At 59.6% G+C, this 17,180-nt stretch carries 18 protein-coding genes, 1 tRNA gene and 2 pseudogenes; 4 read left to right on the top strand and 17 right to left on the bottom strand.

From position 1 onward, the window contains the following. Positions 1-5: 5 nt before the first annotated feature. The gene (locus CFII68_RS14035; RefSeq protein WP_018606978.1) at positions 6-410 is read right to left on the bottom strand and encodes a low affinity iron permease family protein; all 405 of its coding nucleotides are present in this window, start codon (positions 408-410) and stop codon (positions 6-8) included. A gap of 176 nt (positions 411-586) precedes the next feature. On the opposite strand from CFII68_RS14035, the gene CFII68_RS27705 reads away from it, so the two are divergent. Next, positions 587-733 carry a hypothetical protein gene (locus tag CFII68_RS27705; protein WP_018606976.1) on the top strand — a complete coding sequence of 49 codons (147 nt, stop codon included), beginning with the start codon at positions 587-589 and terminating at the stop codon, positions 731-733. Between the two features lie 121 nt (positions 734-854). On the opposite strand, the gene CFII68_RS14040 is transcribed toward CFII68_RS27705, so the two are convergent. From CFII68_RS14040 to CFII68_RS14055, 5 genes and pseudogenes are all read right to left on the bottom strand, one after another. Continuing rightward, on the bottom strand, positions 855-1,265 hold the full coding sequence (locus CFII68_RS14040; RefSeq protein WP_018606974.1) for a type II toxin-antitoxin system HicB family antitoxin: 411 nt from the start codon (positions 1,263-1,265) through the stop codon (positions 855-857). A 40-nt stretch (positions 1,266-1,305) separates the two neighbouring features. Continuing rightward, a pseudogene (locus CFII68_RS14045) lies at positions 1,306-1,482 on the bottom strand (type II toxin-antitoxin system HicA family toxin); the annotation flags it as partial. 335 nt (positions 1,483-1,817) lie between these two features. Then, entirely contained in the window at positions 1,818-2,177 is a 360-nt protein-coding gene (locus tag CFII68_RS14050) for a type II toxin-antitoxin system HigA family antitoxin (RefSeq protein ID WP_018606969.1), read from the bottom strand. Beyond that, positions 2,177-2,479, bottom strand: coding sequence for a type II toxin-antitoxin system HigB family toxin (locus tag CFII68_RS0125985; protein WP_033062632.1), 303 nt, complete (start codon positions 2,477-2,479; stop codon positions 2,177-2,179). The genes CFII68_RS14050 and CFII68_RS0125985 overlap by 1 nt, the downstream gene beginning before the upstream one ends. A 275-nt stretch (positions 2,480-2,754) precedes the next feature. Beyond that, positions 2,755-3,384, bottom strand: coding sequence for a LysE family translocator (locus tag CFII68_RS14055; protein ID WP_018606965.1), 630 nt, complete (start codon positions 3,382-3,384; stop codon positions 2,755-2,757). Between the two features lie 144 nt (positions 3,385-3,528). Between CFII68_RS14055 and CFII68_RS14060 the strand changes: the two genes are divergently transcribed. Beyond that, positions 3,529-4,011 carry an Lrp/AsnC family transcriptional regulator gene (locus tag CFII68_RS14060; protein WP_018606962.1) on the top strand — a complete coding sequence of 161 codons (483 nt, stop codon included), beginning with the start codon at positions 3,529-3,531 and terminating at the stop codon, positions 4,009-4,011. A gap of 115 nt (positions 4,012-4,126) precedes the next feature. Here the strand turns inward: CFII68_RS14060 and CFII68_RS0125980 are convergent, their stop codons facing one another. After that, positions 4,127-4,426 (bottom strand): DUF3077 domain-containing protein, encoded by a 300-nt coding sequence (locus CFII68_RS0125980; protein WP_033062634.1) that lies wholly within the window; start codon positions 4,424-4,426, stop codon positions 4,127-4,129. A gap of 391 nt (positions 4,427-4,817) precedes the next feature. Here CFII68_RS0125980 and CFII68_RS14065 point away from each other — a divergent pair, with 391 nt between their 5' ends. Together CFII68_RS14065 and CFII68_RS14070 are read left to right on the top strand one after the other, a co-directional pair. Continuing rightward, positions 4,818-5,558 (top strand): zeta toxin family protein, encoded by a 741-nt coding sequence (locus CFII68_RS14065; protein ID WP_018606960.1) that lies wholly within the window; start codon positions 4,818-4,820, stop codon positions 5,556-5,558. A gap of 5 nt (positions 5,559-5,563) precedes the next feature. Beyond that, a complete protein-coding gene (locus CFII68_RS14070; protein ID WP_018606959.1) occupies positions 5,564-5,743 on the top strand; it encodes a hypothetical protein in 180 nt (59 codons plus the stop codon). 347 nt (positions 5,744-6,090) lie between these two features. Here the strand turns inward: CFII68_RS14070 and CFII68_RS14075 are convergent, their stop codons facing one another. The 10 genes and pseudogenes from CFII68_RS14075 to CFII68_RS14120 form a co-directional block, all read right to left on the bottom strand. Next, positions 6,091-6,669 (bottom strand): hypothetical protein, encoded by a 579-nt coding sequence (locus CFII68_RS14075; RefSeq protein ID WP_018606958.1) that lies wholly within the window; start codon positions 6,667-6,669, stop codon positions 6,091-6,093. A gap of 142 nt (positions 6,670-6,811) precedes the next feature. Beyond that, positions 6,812-6,885 (bottom strand) — tRNA-Gly (locus CFII68_RS14080). Positions 6,886-7,047: 162 nt separating this feature from the next. Then, entirely contained in the window at positions 7,048-7,932 is an 885-nt protein-coding gene (locus CFII68_RS14085) for an alpha/beta fold hydrolase (RefSeq protein ID WP_018606957.1), read from the bottom strand. A 310-nt stretch (positions 7,933-8,242) separates the two neighbouring features. Then, positions 8,243-8,935 carry a pseudouridine synthase gene (locus CFII68_RS14090; protein WP_018606956.1) on the bottom strand — a complete coding sequence of 231 codons (693 nt, stop codon included), beginning with the start codon at positions 8,933-8,935 and terminating at the stop codon, positions 8,243-8,245. A gap of 35 nt (positions 8,936-8,970) precedes the next feature. Continuing rightward, entirely contained in the window at positions 8,971-9,189 is a 219-nt protein-coding gene (locus CFII68_RS14095) for a cysteine-rich CWC family protein (RefSeq protein WP_018606955.1), read from the bottom strand. After that, a pseudogene (locus CFII68_RS14100) lies at positions 9,182-9,799 on the bottom strand (GGDEF domain-containing protein); the annotation flags it as partial. The gene CFII68_RS14095 and the pseudogene CFII68_RS14100, both read right to left, overlap by 8 nt. A gap of 251 nt (positions 9,800-10,050) precedes the next feature. Next, positions 10,051-11,829, bottom strand: a complete 1,779-nt coding sequence (gene atzF, locus CFII68_RS14105) for an allophanate hydrolase (protein WP_018606950.1) — start codon at positions 11,827-11,829, stop codon at positions 10,051-10,053. Between the two features lie 22 nt (positions 11,830-11,851). Beyond that, entirely contained in the window at positions 11,852-15,493 is a 3,642-nt protein-coding gene (gene uca / locus CFII68_RS14110) for an urea carboxylase (RefSeq protein WP_018606947.1), read from the bottom strand. Positions 15,494-15,796: 303 nt separating this feature from the next. Next, positions 15,797-16,438: an urea amidolyase associated protein UAAP2 gene (locus CFII68_RS14115; protein WP_018606945.1), complete on the bottom strand. Its 642-nt coding sequence runs from the start codon at positions 16,436-16,438 to the stop codon at positions 15,797-15,799. An 11-nt stretch (positions 16,439-16,449) separates the two neighbouring features. After that, positions 16,450-17,175, bottom strand: a complete 726-nt coding sequence (locus CFII68_RS14120; RefSeq protein ID WP_018606942.1) for an urea amidolyase associated protein UAAP1 — start codon at positions 17,173-17,175, stop codon at positions 16,450-16,452. Between the last annotated feature and the right edge of the window lie 5 nt (positions 17,176-17,180).

The raw sequence follows: 17,180 nt of genomic DNA, 5'->3' as shown, positions 1-17,180 counted from the left end.
CTGCGTCAGCACTGGTTCAGGTCTACTTTGTTCTTTTCTTCCAGGCCTTCAAGGCTCCTGACTTCGTCCTGGCCCATGGCCTGGTAATGCTTTCTCAGCGCCTCCAGTTGCTTGAGGTCCAGCGACTCAAGGCCGAGCATTGCATTCTGTGCCTCCTTGGTCGCTCGTAATAACTCATCGACCTTGAGGTGCAAGATGTCGGTATCGCGGTTCTGCGTGTTTTGAATCAGGAATACCATCAGGAAGGTAATGATCGTCGTTGATGTATTGATGATCAGTTGCCATGTGTCATTAAAGTCGAAAAGAGGTCCGCTGAGGGCCCAGAGCGCCAACAACACGATGGCCCCCAGAAACGTCTTGGGGCTCCCCGCCCAAAGGGCCAGTTTTTGAGCGATTTTTGCGAAGGTCATTGCTGTGTTCCTTATGGATGCACCTGTCCTTTGTGACAGCAATGAATTGATGAAAATTCTGCTTACATTTTCAGGCGCCGCTGTTCGGCAAGGTTTTTCGTGCAACCTGAAAATCATCGCAACCAATTGCCGTGTTGGCGGGTCACTCCTTAAGGCCCTCAGCTTCGGAGTCCACCATGAACCTCGCACGCACTGTTTGCCTTGCCTGCTGTTTGTTCGCCCTGCAAGGCTGCTTCGACAATTCGGGTAACGAGACCAAGGACAACACCGATGGCACTAAGTCCTCGGTGCAGATGCAAGAGTCGGGAACGGAAAACAAATAGTCGTCTAGCTCAACCCTGTGGGAGCGAGCTTGCTCGCGATGGCGTCGGCGCAGCAATAGCAAGAGTGCCTGACACACTGCCATCGCGAGCAAGCTCGCTCCCACAGGTTATGGCGGCTTTCTTAGCGCCCTTGTTGCAACACCTTCAGCGCTGCCGAAGCCAGGAAGCCGGAACGGCTCTTCTCTTCAGGATGGTGCAACACATATTCATCAATACGATTGAGCAGGTAGCCGGGCAACGTGATGTTGAGTTTCTGCGCCTTGCCCAGGTATTTGGTCACATCGATGTCCACCAGCGCCCAAGTGCAGCCGGCATATGCCGGATTGGCGGCGTGCAAGGTGACGGTGTTGGCCGACGGAATCGGCGAGCCGTCTTCAGCCAGAATCTCGAAGTGACCCTCGATGGCCTCACGCGCCATCGCCATGGCCTCGTCCAGGTCGTCGCCTGCGGAAAAACAACCGGGAATATCCGGTACCTCAACACCCCAGGCGTGCTTGTCATCGCCCATGGAAATCGCAATCGGGTAAAGCATATTCATCGTCCTCCGCGAACGTCGCGCAACGGGCCGGCTGAAGCAGCGCCTGTTGCAAAATACTGATGGCCGTTTTCTTGAGCAGGTCCTTCTTCGGATGAGGAACCGTGACCAGCCCCGGCTTGGTCGGGTGCTTGACGTGATGGTGGCTGCCCCGAACTCGTACCAGATACCAACCATCTGCAATGATCTGGCTTATCAAAAATCGGCTATTCACAACACCTCCGTGTGGTGTGCTTGGTGGGTACTATACCTACTGAAAACGAATGATCAACACTATAACCACCTAGGGTGACCTCGGTAGCTATGCGCAGTCATCGCAACGAAGTCTAGAAGCGGCGTCGCACAAGGGCGGCGGCGAGGCGGGGCGGGTTTATTTCGGGATGTGAAGTCGGACGTAATGCTTGTGGGGCGAGGGCGCTTGCTCCCGCTGGGCTGAAGCAGCCCTCAAGTTTTAGCTGTTGCAGAAAAAAGTGCAAAAAAACCGGCCATGTTGGACCGGTTTTTTTGATCTTGAGATGCTGCTGCAGATTGGTGTTGAGTCGTTATGTATTAAGCAACGTCCGACAGTAGGCTCTCGTAAGGAATTCGCAATCCGTCGTGCAGGCGTTTAATCATCGCCAGACTCAGCTTGCGTTTGCGGTTCAGCACTTCAGACACACGCCCGCTCGAACCAAGGAACGGTTCCAAGTCACGCGGAGTCAAGCCTTGTTGATCCATTCGGAATTTAATTGCCTCAATTGGATCGGAGGGGGGCATCGGGTAGTGCTCGTCCTCGTATTTTTCGATTAACAAGGCAAGGATTTCCAGTTCATCGCCTTCAGCCGAACCGACTTCCGCACCCCAGAGCTGTTCGATGCGAGTAAACGCTGCATTCAAGTCATCCTGGTTGCGAATGGGTTTGATGTTCATCATACGGTCTCCGCGTTGATTTGGTCGTACTGGGCGTGGGTGCCGACGAATCGTACAAAACCAAGCTGTCGCTGATAATCGATTGCCAGAATTACTCGGTATTTGTTACCGCCGATGTTGAATACAACCCTGGCGCTTTTGAGAATACTGGCTGTTCTGAGTTCAGCCTTAATCTCTTGAGGCGTTCGATAGGTCGCTTTCTCCATGTGTCGATACCATTCAACCAATGGCGTCTGGGAATCGGCATAAGCTGGATTGCTTTCCCAAAAATCCCGCAAGGTACCTCTCGCGATAATCCGCACCTATTTTCTCCCGTTTTGGGAGGAGTCTAGTCTGACTGGGCCGGCGTTGCAATTGGGTTTGTTGGGAAGGTTGATGAACGATTTGCTCGACCCCTAGCACCCCATGCTAGTGCGCTGTTATCAGTTGCGAGGTAGACAATGGATAACGGCCACACAGCCTATGATCTAGAAGGAAAAATGTATTCGTGGCGAGGGCGTTTGCTCCCGCTGGGGGGCGAAGCAACTCCTGGATTTACAGTTCAAATACCAGGAGCCACTTCGCGAAACTACGGTCGCTATGACTGCTGCACAAACGTCAGCCGTACCGCAAATCCAATCAAAAGACTCCCAAATAACCACTGCTGCACACGCTGGGCCGAAGGCGAACGTTGAAGCCAGCGACCGAGTGCGACACCCACCAACGCGTAGGCGCTATCGAACAGCAGGCCGACGCCGACCAGCACCACGCCCAGGGTCGCGAATTGCCCCAGCACCGGCCCGCCCTGTGGATCGATGAACTGCGGCAATAACACCGAGCAAAACAGCAAGGCTTTGGGATTGAGCAGATTGGTCAGCAGCCCACGCCGAATCGCCTGGTAGCAGCGCCGTTTCCCGACCTCGACGGCGGCACCTTCAAAACTCGGCAACAAGGTGGTTCGCAGGCATTGAAAACCGATCCATAACAAGTAGGCAGCACCGGCCAGACGCACGACGTCGAACGTCCACGGCGCGGTCTTGAACAAGGCCGAAAGCCCCAACGCCGCCAATGCAACATGACACCCACGAGCAACCCCCAGGCCCACCGCCGTCGCCAGCGCCGCGCCCCTGCCCTGACGGGCACCGGTTTGCAGCAGCAGAATCATGTCCGGCCCGGGCAACACGTAGACCACCATCAAGGCCATCAGGAACAACCAGAGCTCTGCCACGTGACACCCCTTTGAGCGACGATTTGATAGCGCCAGTCTAGAGCCGAGGGGGAGGGCAGGTGGTTGCGAAGTCAGCTTCTAAAGCGTTGCTAATTGGCATAACCTGCCACTTATTCGTGCCATTAAATCGGAATCTGCCAACCCATGAAACTGGACGCCTTTGACCGCAAAATCCTCGCCGCGCTGCAACGGGACGGCCGCCTGAGCAACGTGCAACTGGCCGAAGAAATTGGCCTGTCCCCGTCGCCCTGCTTGCGCCGCGTGCGGATGCTCGAAGAAGCCGGTGTCATTCGCGGTTATCAAGCCATCCTGGACCGTGACGAAGTAGGGCTCGGATTAACGATCTTTGTCGGCGTGAAAGTTGAACGGCACAACGACGAACAAGCCGAAGCGTTTCGCCAGGCCGTCACGGCATTGCCGGAAGTGATCTCGGCGTTTCTGGTGTCAGGTGAATCGGATTTTCTGTTGCAAGTGGTGGTGCCGGATTTGCGGGCTTACGACCGTTTTCTCACTGGGCGGCTGCTGAAACTGCCGGGGGTGAGTGATATCCGCAGCAACTTTGCGATTCATACGATGAAGACGCCGGGGGCGTTGCCGTTGGGGCACTTGCCGGGGACCGAGCAATGAACGACACAAGTCGGCGCCCAAGATACAAAAAGCCCCGCTGTGAAAAACACCGGGGCTTTTTGTTTTGTCGTTAGGTGGGAGTTTCGCGGCTCCCATTCTTAACCGTACGGTCTATCTATTGTTTCTCGGCTTTTTTTCTAACTTCAACTTCCGGCCTTGGCGTAATGACCTTCACAACGTCATCAATCACCGCCTTGCTCATCTCCAACAAAAAGTGCGCAGCCCAGGCGTAGCGGTCGGTGCTCTTTTCAAACGCCGCGTCTTCGGCAAGCCGGTGAGCGAGATGCAAAAGATCTGACGCCCGTTCCAATGCCTCTTGGATGGGTACGCCGCCGTTGACACGGAACAGCGCTCGATCAGCGGAATAGTTGAAGGGGGTGTAGCCGATGGTTTTTAGCCCAGTGTCTTCGTTCATGGCCTGCCCCCGTCGATCGAGAAACAGTAGGTTCGAGGCCTGAGCTTTGGCTGGTTTGAAAGTGATTTGATTTGCTGTGAGGTACACATTGTCTAGCTCCCGTGAAGCGCGGTTGCTTGACTCACGGGTTTCCAAGCCCGATCGCCTGATTTGCAGCGACGTCTAGAAGGGTAACCACGGAAGACAAACCCAACAAGTCGGCACACCGCCTAAAAAGCGTAGTTAGCGTGCTCCTTACGCAACGCTCGGAATTTCCCTACAAATATTCGTGAGAGCCAGAGGATACTTTATGTGACGATGTTCAACGAGACACTGATCGTCGTTGCCTTCGTCCGTATGGGTAACGATCAACGTTCTAAGTTTGGATCAAGTAAAACAGGTCGATGTCGGTATGACGCCAGAAGAATCTGCTATCGAGCACGCAGCCCTTGAATTCGCTAGAGTGAATCGAGCCTCTTTGGCTCGGCATATTGCGGACGCCGCTGTGTACCTCAGTGAGGAGGTACCATTCACGGTGTTCATGGCGGGGTCGCCTGGGGCTGGCAAGACGGAAATAGCCAAGGCTATGGCTGACGATTTGGACGAGAGAAATCTTAGCCTTTACTCCAAACGTGTTCTTCGTATCGATCCTGATGATTTTCGAAGTCTGATTCCCGGCTACGACGGAAGCAATTCATACCTTTTTCAGCGTGCGGTTACGAAGATTCTGGAAAAGGTGTTGGACCGCGCGTTCAAGAGACGGCTTTCGTTCATTCTGGATGGGACGATGGCCAACCTTGGGGTAGCGAAGCGGAATATCGACCGCGTCTTGGGAAGTGGCAGGAAAGCCCAGATTATGTATGTCTACCAGAGGCCAGAACTCGCCTGGCAGTTCGTGCAGGCTCGGGAAGTTACAGAGGGCAGGAACATTCCGCTGCAGGAGTTCGCCAGACAGTTTGTTGCCGCACGGTGCAATGTCATTGAGTTGAAGCGCATCTACGGTAGCCAGATCCACATCGATTTGCTTATCAAGGACTTTGATGGCGACGACGGTCAACAGGTTGAGCTTGATGTGGCTGGGGATACGATTGACGCTCTGATTCCCCAGATCTATGATCAGGCTCAGCTCGTTGAGCTGTTAGCAGAGGTTTGAAATCAATGAGTACAGAAAAGATCAAGAAAACCAGCGCTTTGACTGAGTTTTTCACCAACACCCCCGCCGAGACTAGAAAAGAGATTTTGATGGGCATCATTGGCAAGGCTAACGCCTCCCAACGGGATGTCGTGCAGAAAGCAGAGGCTATCAAAGCTGCGCGGGCTTCTGCTCAGGCAAACTGAGATGTTGCCGTCAAATCAGCCCAAGGTTCATTAGGCTCTGTTCCAAGTCTCGTCGAACTCGTGGTTCGTCTTGCGCGAGCTGATGGGCGAAACGCTGTCGCTATATCCGCGTTACGTTGCTGCCGTTCAGCATCGGTGCTGCGTTCGCCCTGACTCTGTTGGCCGTCGTCGCTTTTGTCGCAAGGCATGTTTGATTCTTTGCCACTCATCTCAAATCATCGGTGCCCTACCCCCTACGTGTTCAGCGCTATCGCTTCTACTTTGCTGTAAGCGGATCCAAGAGGCTTGACCACCTGCCTAGCACTTTTCCTATGGCGAAGGTCTGATGAAGTTATCTCCATGAGCGCTCATTCATGCTCACTCTTCTTCAAAGCGCCTGCTGCGCAACGCCTAACAATAGCCTTCAGCATGCGCCGACGAATAAGCCCGCTGACCGGCCGAATCAAATACCAATACGACGTAAAACTTCGCAACGCATCCGCGTCGAGGCAATGCACCCGTGTCTGCGTGGTGACCCTCGTCAAGCCCGGTCGCAGCAACTGGCAGGTGAAGCTTATGACCAGCTTCACATTCCCCGGCTCATTGAATAGCTCGAACGCTTCGGCATCCGCGACAACGACTTGGCCGTAGTCGGCTTTCCACAGCTTGCCGGCGAGCCCGTAAGCGACCTCTACGTCGCCGTTGCGTTGAAGCAACGTGAAATTATCCATGCCGAATGAAGCGCGTTGATCAGCCTCTGGGTGCCGAGATCGACCCAGCAGGCGCATGGGGATTTCGCGAAGCTTGATTGCATACCGAAAAAAACGGTCGTCTTCGGGGCGGTGGGCGAGGATTGCCGCCATGGCATGGGAAGGGTCTACGGGGATGTCCACGGTATGCAATTCACTGAACTGATACGTAGGCAGATATGAGTCAATCAGGTACATCCTTGCTCTCCTTCATAGGTACTCGGTGTGAACCTCAGGGGCGCAAATCCCACAAAACTCCAGACCAAAAAAAACCGGCCACCAAGAGCCGGTTTTTTAATCCCTCGCCAAAAAAACATACGACGCAGGACCAGAATTCGATTGGAGCGGGTGAAGGGAATCGAACCCTCGTTATCAGCTTGGGAAGCTGGAGTAATGCCATTATACGACACCCGCTCAGAGCGGCTGACTTTGTACCAGATGTGGGCACGGATTTGAAGTTTTTCTTCACACAGCGTGCGGTCAGTCGTCTACGCGAGCCTCAAACCAGAGCGGTCGTTGGCGGGCAAACCCCGTTGCTGAAGGCGCAGGACGGGGCTTGCTCGCCAGGACTCGGTTTCAGATGGCCAGTGCATGGTAGCCCTGTACGTAGCTATAGCGCGGTCGGCTTTCGTGGTGTTCCGGTGTGAGGAAACCCAGCAAGGCGTTACGGCTGTCGCGGCAGGCGGCTTTGTGTTCCATGTCCAGGAAGTGCCCGGTGGCTTGCAGCGTGCTGAAGCTGCTGTGCTGCACGTGATCGGCAAAGAGCCTGGCGTCGTCGGCCGCAGTGTATTCGTCCCATTCGCCGTTCAGGAACAACACCGGTACGTTGATCTTTTTCGCGGCGTTGACGTAGCACAGCTGGTCGCTGTGGAGCACATCGCTGATGTGGAAATGCATCTGCCCGTACTCATGCTCGGCCAAACTGCTGACATGGCGATAGTTGAAGCGCTTGAACAGCGGCGGCAAATGCTTGCCGATGGTGCTGTTGACCAAGTGCCCGACACGGTCGCCGTCCAGGCTGCCGAGGTAATCCACACCGCGTTCCAGGTAGTCGCGCATCGGCGCATTGAGCACCGGCGAGAACGAACTGATCACCGCTTTTTCGATGCGCCGTGGCCGTTGCGCCAAGGCGGTCAGCGTAGCGGCGCCGCCCCAGGAAAACGACAGCACGTGCTCGGCGGCGAAGTGGTCGATCAGTTCCAGGAGAATCTGGCCCTCGATCTCTTTCGTCAGCATTTGCTCATGTCGGTTGTGAGCTTTTGACTTGCCCGCGTAGGGTTGGTCGTACAGCACAACATTGAATTGCGGGTAGAGGTTTTTGGCGGTCTGTGCAAACGACGCGGTGGTGGCCATTGAGCCGTTGACCAGAATGATGGTCTTTTGTGCGGCGTCTGCGCGATAGAACTCCGTGTAAACCCGATACTGACCCTGTATATCCAGCACAGCGATTTCTGGCCTCATGTCATAAGACTCCTGGCAAGCGGGTATGCGCGCAATGAGATTGCACGGGCAATGTGACAGGTAGGCATACGCCTGAAAGATAAAGCCCATGTCGATCCAAAAAAACGGTCGACGGGTGTTGTTATAGGCGGGCAGTTCGCCGGCGGGACAAGGCGGAACCTGAGGGTTCCAGCCGGCAAAAAGTTTCTTGGAAGTATGTTGTGACTCATCGGTCACATTTCGGCCGACGACCTGATTCAAGCAGGGGGACGACCGTTGCGCAAGTACCTATCGGAAAATTGTTCGACACTTCTGCCCAGCGGTAGCAGGTTCAGATGAGATGGACTTCTTCAAGGCTCAAGGCGCGGTACTGGCCCGGCTCGAGATGGGCGTCCAACGTCAGCGGGCCCATGCGCTCGCGGTGCAGGCGCAGCACCTTGTTGTTGAAGTGGCCGAACATGCGCTTGACCTGGTGATAGCGCCCTTCAACGATGCTCAAGCGCGCCGATCTCGGCCCCAGCAGCGTCAGCTCTGCTGGTTGGGTGGTGAGGTCTTCGAAGGCAAAGTACAGGCCCCGGGCGAAGGTGTCGGCGTATTCGGCCGTGATGATTTGCTCGGTTTCGACGTAGTAGACCTTGGGCAGTTTGGTCTGCGGTTGGGTCAGGCGCCGTGACCAGGCGCCGTCATTGGTGATCAGCATCAGCCCGGTGGTGTTGAAATCCAGGCGCCCGGCGATGTGCAGGTCGTCCTTGTCCGGTTCGTCCAGCCAGTCGAGGACGGTGGGGTGTTGCGGGTCGCGAGTCGCACTGACACAGCCGGGCGGCTTGTGCAGCATGAAGTAGCGCGCCGGTCGGCCCGTTTGCAGCACTTCGTCGTCGACTTCTACACGGCTGAATTCACGGACTTGTGCATGGGGATCGCTGACGGTCTGGCCGTCGATCCGCACCCGGCGTTCCACCAGCAACAGACGCACTTGTTGGCGATTGAATCGCGGCAGATTACTGAGGAAACGGTCGACGCGCATGGGCAGTTCAGGCAAGGCAACGGAGGGCGGGCATCTTACGCGATCGGCTGGGGCTTGGCGCGCAACTGGGCTTCGACCTGGGCGCAGCGTGGGCACAGGCAGGACTGATCACGCAGCTCGGCTGGCAATGCCTCGAGCACGGCCGGGTCGATGCTCACGCCGTAACACCAGCAGGCGCGGTCGGCAGTTCGTGGGTCGGCCAGGGTGCAATCGTTGGCACCGCCGCAGGCCGGGCAAAGGTCGGGTTTATTCATAACTGGAGTGAGGCATTTCCACGCAGGTTCGGTTGCACCCGGTCTGTCGGGCGCGTTGCAGCGCATGATCGGTCCGCGACAGCAGGCTGTGCAAGGTGTCTTCGTCCTGCAAGGTGGTGAGGCCGAGGCTGACGGTGACCAGCAATTGTTTTCCACTGCAGAAATAGCGCTGCTTTTCGATGTGCTGACGAATTTTCTCTGCGATCTTCAGACCGGTCTGTCCGTCGGTGTCCTTGAGCAGGACGACAAAGGCTTCCGTGCTCCAGCGACACACGATGTCCGAATGCCGCAGGCTTTGTGTCAGGTCGCGGGCGAACCCGGTCAGCAGTTGATCGGTGGCGATATGACCATGGGTGGTGTCCAACCGCTTGAAATCGTCCAGTTCCACCAGCAGCGCAGTCAACGGTTTGGGCTCGCGCTGGGCTTCATGCAGGGCTTGCACGGCCAGCAGGTCGAAACCACGGCGATTGGGTAATTCGGTCAGGCTGTCGAGGGTGGCCTGGGCGTCGATGCGTTGTTGGTAGCTGTTGATCAACCGATAAAGGATTGCCAGGACCGCCAGCGTCACGAGCATGCCGATCAGCAGGTTCAGATACAGCGTCTTGAGGATGTTATCGCGTAGCGAGGCCTGGGCAGCGTAATAGCCCAGCAATGCAATGATCAGGAAACCAGTACCGAGCAGCGCCACCACGGCCAGGAGCGGCTTGCGCTGGGAATACAACGGCGAACGGAGCGACATGGCGTTTCCCTTGGCGCAGACCCAATGAAGTCAGTTTAGTGGCCTTGTGGGAAAAGACATTCGGATTTGCAGGTTTGTAGGACCATGGTGAGGGAACAGGCTCCCTCACCACAGGTTCGGCCTTATTCCAGGCTACGCAGATAAGCCCGCCATCCCCCCAGGTGACTGATGTCCCGTGCGCCTTCCAGGCCATACGACTCGCAGATGAACCCGCTTTCCCAGCGACCATCGGCCAGTTGCACCTTGCCCAGCCCCAACGGTGCGGGAATGCCGGTCAGGAATGAACCCAGTTCGCTGCTCGGCAGTTCCCAGACCTCCACCTCGATCGCCACGCCGCCCTCGCTGACCCGAAGCATGCCGGGACGCAAGGGCGGGCCACCGGCCAAGGCGTAGAGGCGGTAATTCGCTGAGCTTTGGGTGGCCTCGATCAGACGCGCCCCGCGTTGCTTGAGTTGCCCGTTCAGCGCCAACCCATCCAGGTGTGCGCCACACACCACCAGCCGCGCCCGGTCGTGGCGCGCCGGGTTGGCGGGCGCTGGCAAGGCCTTGTCCTGTTGACGCTGCAAGGCATCGGCCACGCTCAAGAGGTATTGGTCGGTGAAGGCTCGACCGAACAACGTCACGCCCCAGGGCAAGCCGTTGCCCATGAACGCACTGGGTACGGCGACGGCGGCGTAGTCCAGCAGGTTCATGAAATTGGTGTAGTAACCCAGCTCCGAATTGCGCAGCACCGGTTCGGCGGCCAGTTCGGCGAGGGTCACCGGGCGGCCGATGGTCGGGGTGAGGACGCAATCGAGCGTATCCATGGCCCGGTCGCATTGGGCTTTGAGCGCTTGCAAACGGTAGCGGGCGCGGAAGGTTTGTACGCCATCCACCGTAGGCGCTTTCGCCAGGACGGCGCGGATGACCGGCAGTACGGCCTCCGGCTCACGTTCCATCAAGGGGCCGGCAACGCTGTAGCGTTCGGCCACCCAGGGGCCTTCATACAGCAGCCGCGCCGCTTCCAGGAACGGCGACAGGTCCAGTTCCACGGCTTCGCCGCCCAGGCGTTCGAGTCGCTCGATGGCTTCCTGAAACAGCTGCGGACCTTCCTGGCAGCCGAAAAATGCCAGGTCCCGTTGGCGCGGCACACCGAAACGAAAGCGCCGGGGCGCGCCGAACGCGGCGCCGTCGTTCCACTGCGGGTTGTGGCGGCTGTAGTCGTCACGAGGGTCTGGACGGGCCGTCAGTGCCAAGAGCTGGCTGGCTTCCTTGGCCGTCGCCGTGAAGGTGGTGACGCAGTCCAGCGTGCGACAGGCCGGGACCACGCCGGCCGTGGAGATCAACCCCAAGGTGGCCTTCAAGCCCACCAGGTTGTTCAACGCTGCGGGCACCCGCCCGGAGCCGGCGGTGTCGGTGCCCAAGGCAAAACTCGCCACGCCCAGGGCCACGGCCAGCGACGAGCCGGCGCTCGAACCGCCGGCAGGATAGTCGGGCAACACGCTGTTGCGGCAGGCGCCGTAGGGCGAGCGAGTGCCATTGAGCCCGGTGGCGAATTGGTCGAGGTTGGTCTTGCCCAGAGGGATCGCGCCCAGTGCCAGCAACTGCTCGACAATGGTCGCCGAACGGTCTGGCACGTAGGCAAACGCCGGGCAGGCGGCGGTGGTCGGAATGCCGGCCAGGTCGATGTTGTCCTTGATGGCAAACGGCACGCCGTACAGCGGCAGGCTCTCCAGGTCGCGGCTTTCCAATGCGGTCAGGTAGGGTTCCAGCTCCTCTGCCGTCAGCAGGTGGATGAACAGGTGATAGTCCGGGTCCAGCGCCGCGGCTTTTTCCCGCAGGCCCAACAGCAATTGGCGTGGCGTCAGTTCGCCGCTGCGGTAGGTGTTGCGCAGGTCGTCCAAGCGAAGAGAGAAGTTCATGGTGTTAATCCTTTGATTGAGTTCAGTCACGGTCCAGCACCACGACGCGTTGTCCGGCGCGCACTGCAGAACCTGGCTGGACGCGCACCTCGCGCACCACGCCGGCCGAGGGCGCAAGCAGCGGGATTTCCATTTTCATCGACTCCAGAATAACCAGCACATCACCGGCGGCGACCCGTGCGCCAACGTCTACCTGCACCTGCCAGAGGTTGCCGGCGATGTGGCTGTCGACACTCAGTTGACCGTCAGTCAGTTGCGAATCTTCGCTCGGCGCGATGGCCGCTTCTTCACTGTCGAAGTGCGCCTGGCCACTGGCGATCCAACGCTCGCGCTCGGCGTCGAAGGCGCCTTGTTGCTGTTGGCGGAACGCGGCGATGCCGTCGGCTTCCTGCACCAGGAAACGCTGGTAGTCGGCGAGGTTGAGCTGGCTGTGCTCGATCTCCAGGTCGAAGCGGCCCAGGGGGAACTCGCGGCGGATGCGCAGTAGTTCATCGGCGCTGACCGGGTAGAAGCGGATCTGGTCGAAGAACCGCAGCAGCCACGGCTTGCCGTCGAAGGCGGCGACGTCCCGATAACGGTTCCACATCTGCAACGTACGCCCGACGAACTGATAGCCGCCAGGACCTTCCATGCCGTACACGCACATATAGGCGCCGCCGATGCCCACCGAGTTTTCTGCGGTCCAGGTGCGGGCCGGGTTGTATTTGGTGGTCACCAATCGATGGCGCGGGTCGAGCGGCGTGGCGACCGGCGCACCGAGGTAGACGTCCCCCAGGCCCATCACCAGATAGCTGGCGTCGAACACCGTGCGTTGCACTTCATCGAGGTTGGGCAGGTCGTTGATGCGCCGGATGAACTCCAGGTTGCTCGGGCACCAGGGCGCGTCCTTGCGCACCGTGGTCATGTATTTCTCGATGGCCAACTGACAGGCCGGATCATCCCAGGACAGCGGCAGGTGGACGATGCGCGACGGCACTTGCAGGTCCTGCGCGGCGCACACCGCGTCCCACTCACCGGCGACGATGCTCAGCAGATCGGCCAGGGGCATTTGCTCGGGTTGGTAGTGCACTTGCAGCGAGCGAATGCCCGGCGTCAGGTCGATCACGCCGGGCAGGTGTTTGTGTTCCAACGCCTGCATCAAGGCATGGGCGCGAAAGCGCAACACCAGGTCCAGTTCGGGGGCGCCGATTTCCAGCAGCAGGTGGGTGTCGCCCGATAGCCTTGCCACCAGGCGCGTATCGTCCTGGCCGATATCCAACACCACAGGCGACCCCAGCCCCTGTGGGAGCGGGCTTGCTCGCGAAAGCAATGGCACAGTCAACATTGATGTATCTGACAGACCGTTTTCGCGAGCAAGCCCGCTCCCACATTGATCCCATTTCAAGGCGAGAGATCGGGCGGTGGAGATATCCACCGGCACGAACCGCACCTTGTCCCCCGCCTTGAGTTGCCCCAACTGCCACAGGTCCGCTTCGATCACCGTCACCGGGCAGACGAAGCCGCCCAGGCTCGGGCCGTCGGGGCCGAGGATGACGGGCATGTCGCCGGTGAAGTCCACGGCGCCAATGGCGTAAGGGTTGTCATGGATATTGGAAGGATGCAGCCCGGCCTCGCCGCCGTCGGCGCGGACCCATTCGGGTTTCGGGCCGATCAGGCGCACGCCGGTGCGGCTGGAGTTGAAGTGCACTTCCCAGGCCGTGTCGAAGAAGGTCTGGATGTAGCGTTCGGTGAAATATTCGGGCGCGCCGTGCGGGCCGTAGATCACGCGGATCTGCCGCACGCTTGGCAGTTCCAGGATCGGCGCGCTCGTTGGCGGCAGCGTCGTGTGTTCGTCCAGCGGCGCCAGGTGCAACACGTCGCCGGTACACAGCGCTCGTCCGCCGTGGCCGCCAAACTGGCCGAGGGTGAAGGTGCTTTTACTGCCCAGGTAATCCGGCACGTGCACGCCGCCTTGCAGGCACAGGTAGCTGCGCGCCCCGGCGCCAGAGATGTTGCCAATCGCGAGGGTGGCGCCGGCAGCAATCGACAACGGGGTGTTCATCGGCACCGCTTCGCCGTTGAGCGTGAGGGCAATCACCGCACCAGTTACCGCCACCCGGGCAGCGCAGTTGAAACGCAGCAGCGGCCCGTTCATGGTGATTTCCAAGGCTGCCGCACCTTCTTCGTTGCCGAGCAGGCGATTGCCCAGGCGCAACGAACGGCTGTCCATCGGCCCCGACGGCGGCACCCCCACCGCCCAATAACCGAGGCGGCCGGGATAGTCCTGGACGCTGGTCTGGGTGCCGGGGCTGAGCACTTCAACGGTGTTGGCGCGATAGACCAGCGCTTCCAGGCAGCGGGTCCAGGGCTGGCCGCTGGCAAACGGTGTGTCGAGGAGAATCTGTTGCAGGTAGTGGCGGTTGGTTTCGACGCCATACAGCAGGCTTTCGTCCAGTGCTTGATGCAAGCCCAGGCGTGCCTGCTCGCGGGTCGGCGCCCAGCGAATGACCTTGGCGATCATCGGGTCGAAGTAGGGCGGGATCTGGCAACCGGCCTCGACCCAGGTGTCGATGCGCAACTGTTTGCCATCGGCCTGGGGAAATTTCACGGCGGTCAGCAGCCCCGGGCTTGGCTGGAAATCCCGACCTGGGTCCTCGGCATACAAGCGCGCCTGGATCGCGTGGCCCTCGGCTTTCAAGCCTTGGCCGAGCTCGCTCAGTGGCGGTAAATCACCGGCCGCCAGTTGCACCATCCAGCGCACCAGGTCCACGCCCCACACCTGCTCGGTGACGCCGTGTTCCACTTGCAGGCGGGTGTTCACTTCCAGGAAATAGAAGCGCCCGGCGTCGCTGTCGAACACGAACTCCACGGTGCCAGCGCTGCGGTAGTTCACGGCTTGGGCCAGTTGGATCGCCGCTGCGCAGAGTTCGTCGGCCATGCCCTCGGGCAGGTTCGGCGCCGGGGTTTCCTCGAGGACTTTCTGGTTGCGCCGTTGCACCGAGCAGTCGCGCACGCCCAGGGCGATCACCTGGCCCTGGCCATCGCCGAACACCTGCACTTCCAGATGCCGCGCGCGTTCGATGTACTTTTCGATGAACACCCCGGCGTCGCTGAAGTTGTTCTGGCCCAGGCGCTTGACCGCTTCGAAGGATTCGCTCAGGTCGGCGGCACTGCGACACACACGCATGCCGATACCGCCACCGCCCGCGGTACTTTTGAGCATCACCGGATAGCCGAGCTGGGTGCCTGCCAAGAGCGCGGCGTCGAGGCTGTCGAGCAGTTCGGTGCCTTCGAGCAGTGGCACACCGTGCCGGCGCGCCAGGTCGCGGGCGGTGTGCTTGAGGCCGAACACACGCAGTTGTTCTGGCGTCGGACCGATGAAGGCGATACCGGCAGCTTCGCAGGCTTGCGCGAAGGCGGCGTTTTCCGAGAGAAAGCCGTAGCCGGGATGGATCGCGGTCGCGCCGCTGCTTTTGGCAATCGCCAAAAGCTTGTCCACCGCCAGGTAAGTACCGGCCGCCGCGCCTTCGCCCAGGCAGTGGGCTTCATCGGCCTGGAGGATATGCAAGCTGGCCGCGTCGGCCTGGGAATACACTGCGACGCCTTCGACCTTCAGCTCACGCAAGGTCCGCAGGATGCGGCAGGCGATGGCGCCACGGTTGGCGATCAGGATTTTTTCGAACATGGCATTGCCCCCTCAGGCATGCGTGCTGCCTGAACTGGGATGCGGGCCGTCCCGCAGTTTTCGATGGCCGCCGGGGTCGTCCCTGGCGACAAACCTCCAAACACCACTGCCCCCCTTGTTGGAGCGAGCCTGCTCGCGATAGCGGTGGTACATCCAGCATCAATGTGACTGACAGACCGCTATCGCGAGCAGGCTCGCTCCCACAGGGGATGGGTGGTGTTCATAAAATCTGTGTTTATTTGATGCACTGCCCCGACCGGCTCTGGCACAACACAAACAACCAGCGGCGCAGGCGGGTGAGTTTCAGTTCCATATCAAGAGCTCCGCAGGCGTGGGGTTGTAGGCGTTGCATGGGTTGTTCAGTTGCGGGCAGTTGGAGATCAGGACGATCACGTCCATCTCGGCCCGCAGGTCGACGTATTTCCCTGGTGCCGAGATCCCGTCTTCGAAGGTCAGGCCGCCATCGGCGGTGACGGGCACGTTCATGAAGAAGTTGATGTTCGGCCCGATGTCGCCCTTGCCCAGCCGACCGTCGTGGGCGCAGGCCCGCAGGTAGTTGTCGCGGCAGCTGTGCATGTAGCGTTTTTCCAGGGCGTAGCGCACGGTGTTGCTTTCCTGGGCGCAGGCGCCGCCGAGGGTGTCGTGGCGTCCGCAAGTGTCTTCGACGATGGTCAGCATCGGGTGGCCGAGGTTGGAATACAGCACGCTGCCGGTGCTCAGGTAAACGCTGTTCTGCCGGCGCAGGGTGCGCTGCACGTCGTAGCGCTCCTTGGGGTTGGCCAGGCTGTAGAACAGCGTATCGACCGCCTGGTTGCCTTCCAGGTCGAGGATGCGCAGGGTCTGGCCGGCCTTGACCTCCATCAGCCAGGGTTCTCCGGCGGGAATCGTGGCGCGGTAGACGGCAGTATCGGGTTGCTTGTGTGCGGTAGCGATGGCAAGTGACATGGCAGCGATCCTCAGGCGAACAGGCGGTCGGTGTTGATGAAGCCGCGCTGGTTTTCCGGGCGCGAATGGCGACAGTGCTCGGCGACGCTGGCGTCAGCGTTCATCCAACTGAGCTTGAGCGGTTGTGGGGCGTATTGCGGATTCGGGTCCATCGGGTGCTGCAGCGCGGTCAGCACCACCAGGGTGTCCATCGGCGCGTACAGCTCGATGTAGTCGCCGGCCTGGGAGTTGCCTTCAACGAAGTGAAAGCCGCCGGCCTCATCGACATCGACCCGGCTGAACAGGTTGAGGGTCATCAGCAGGTCGGACAGGCCCAGCCCCCATTTGCCCAGCTCCACCAGCAGGTTGTCGGTGCCGTTGCGAAAGAAGCCGTTGCGCAGTTCTTGGTAGCGGCCCTGACCGTATTTTTCAGCGACTTCCTCGGCGCAAAGCACACCGCCGAGGCTATCGCTCCAGCCGCAGGTGTCGGCGGTGATGGCCGCCAGCACCCGGCCCATGTCGGAGTAGAGGCAATGGCCGGTGGTGAGCTTGGCGGTGTGTTGGCATTTGAGGCTGTCGGGCAGGTTCAGGCGTTCGGTTTTTTCGTTGGCATTGAGCAGCGTCAGGCTCACGTTGGCCGCGCCGCGCAGGTCGGTCAGGCGCAGCAGTTGGCCGCGCTTGAGCACGAAGGAACGGTGGCCGCCGCCGGGCAGCAGTTCTTCGGCGAAGGGTGTAAACAATTGGGTCGAGTCGGTCATGGTAA

The sequence above is a fragment of the Pseudomonas sp. CFII68 genome, assembly GCF_000416195.1.
GTDB lineage: Bacteria > Pseudomonadota > Gammaproteobacteria > Pseudomonadales > Pseudomonadaceae > Aquipseudomonas > Aquipseudomonas kilonensis.
The sequence above is the reverse complement of the archived record's forward strand: the minus strand, read 5'-3'. Positions and strand labels throughout refer to the sequence as shown.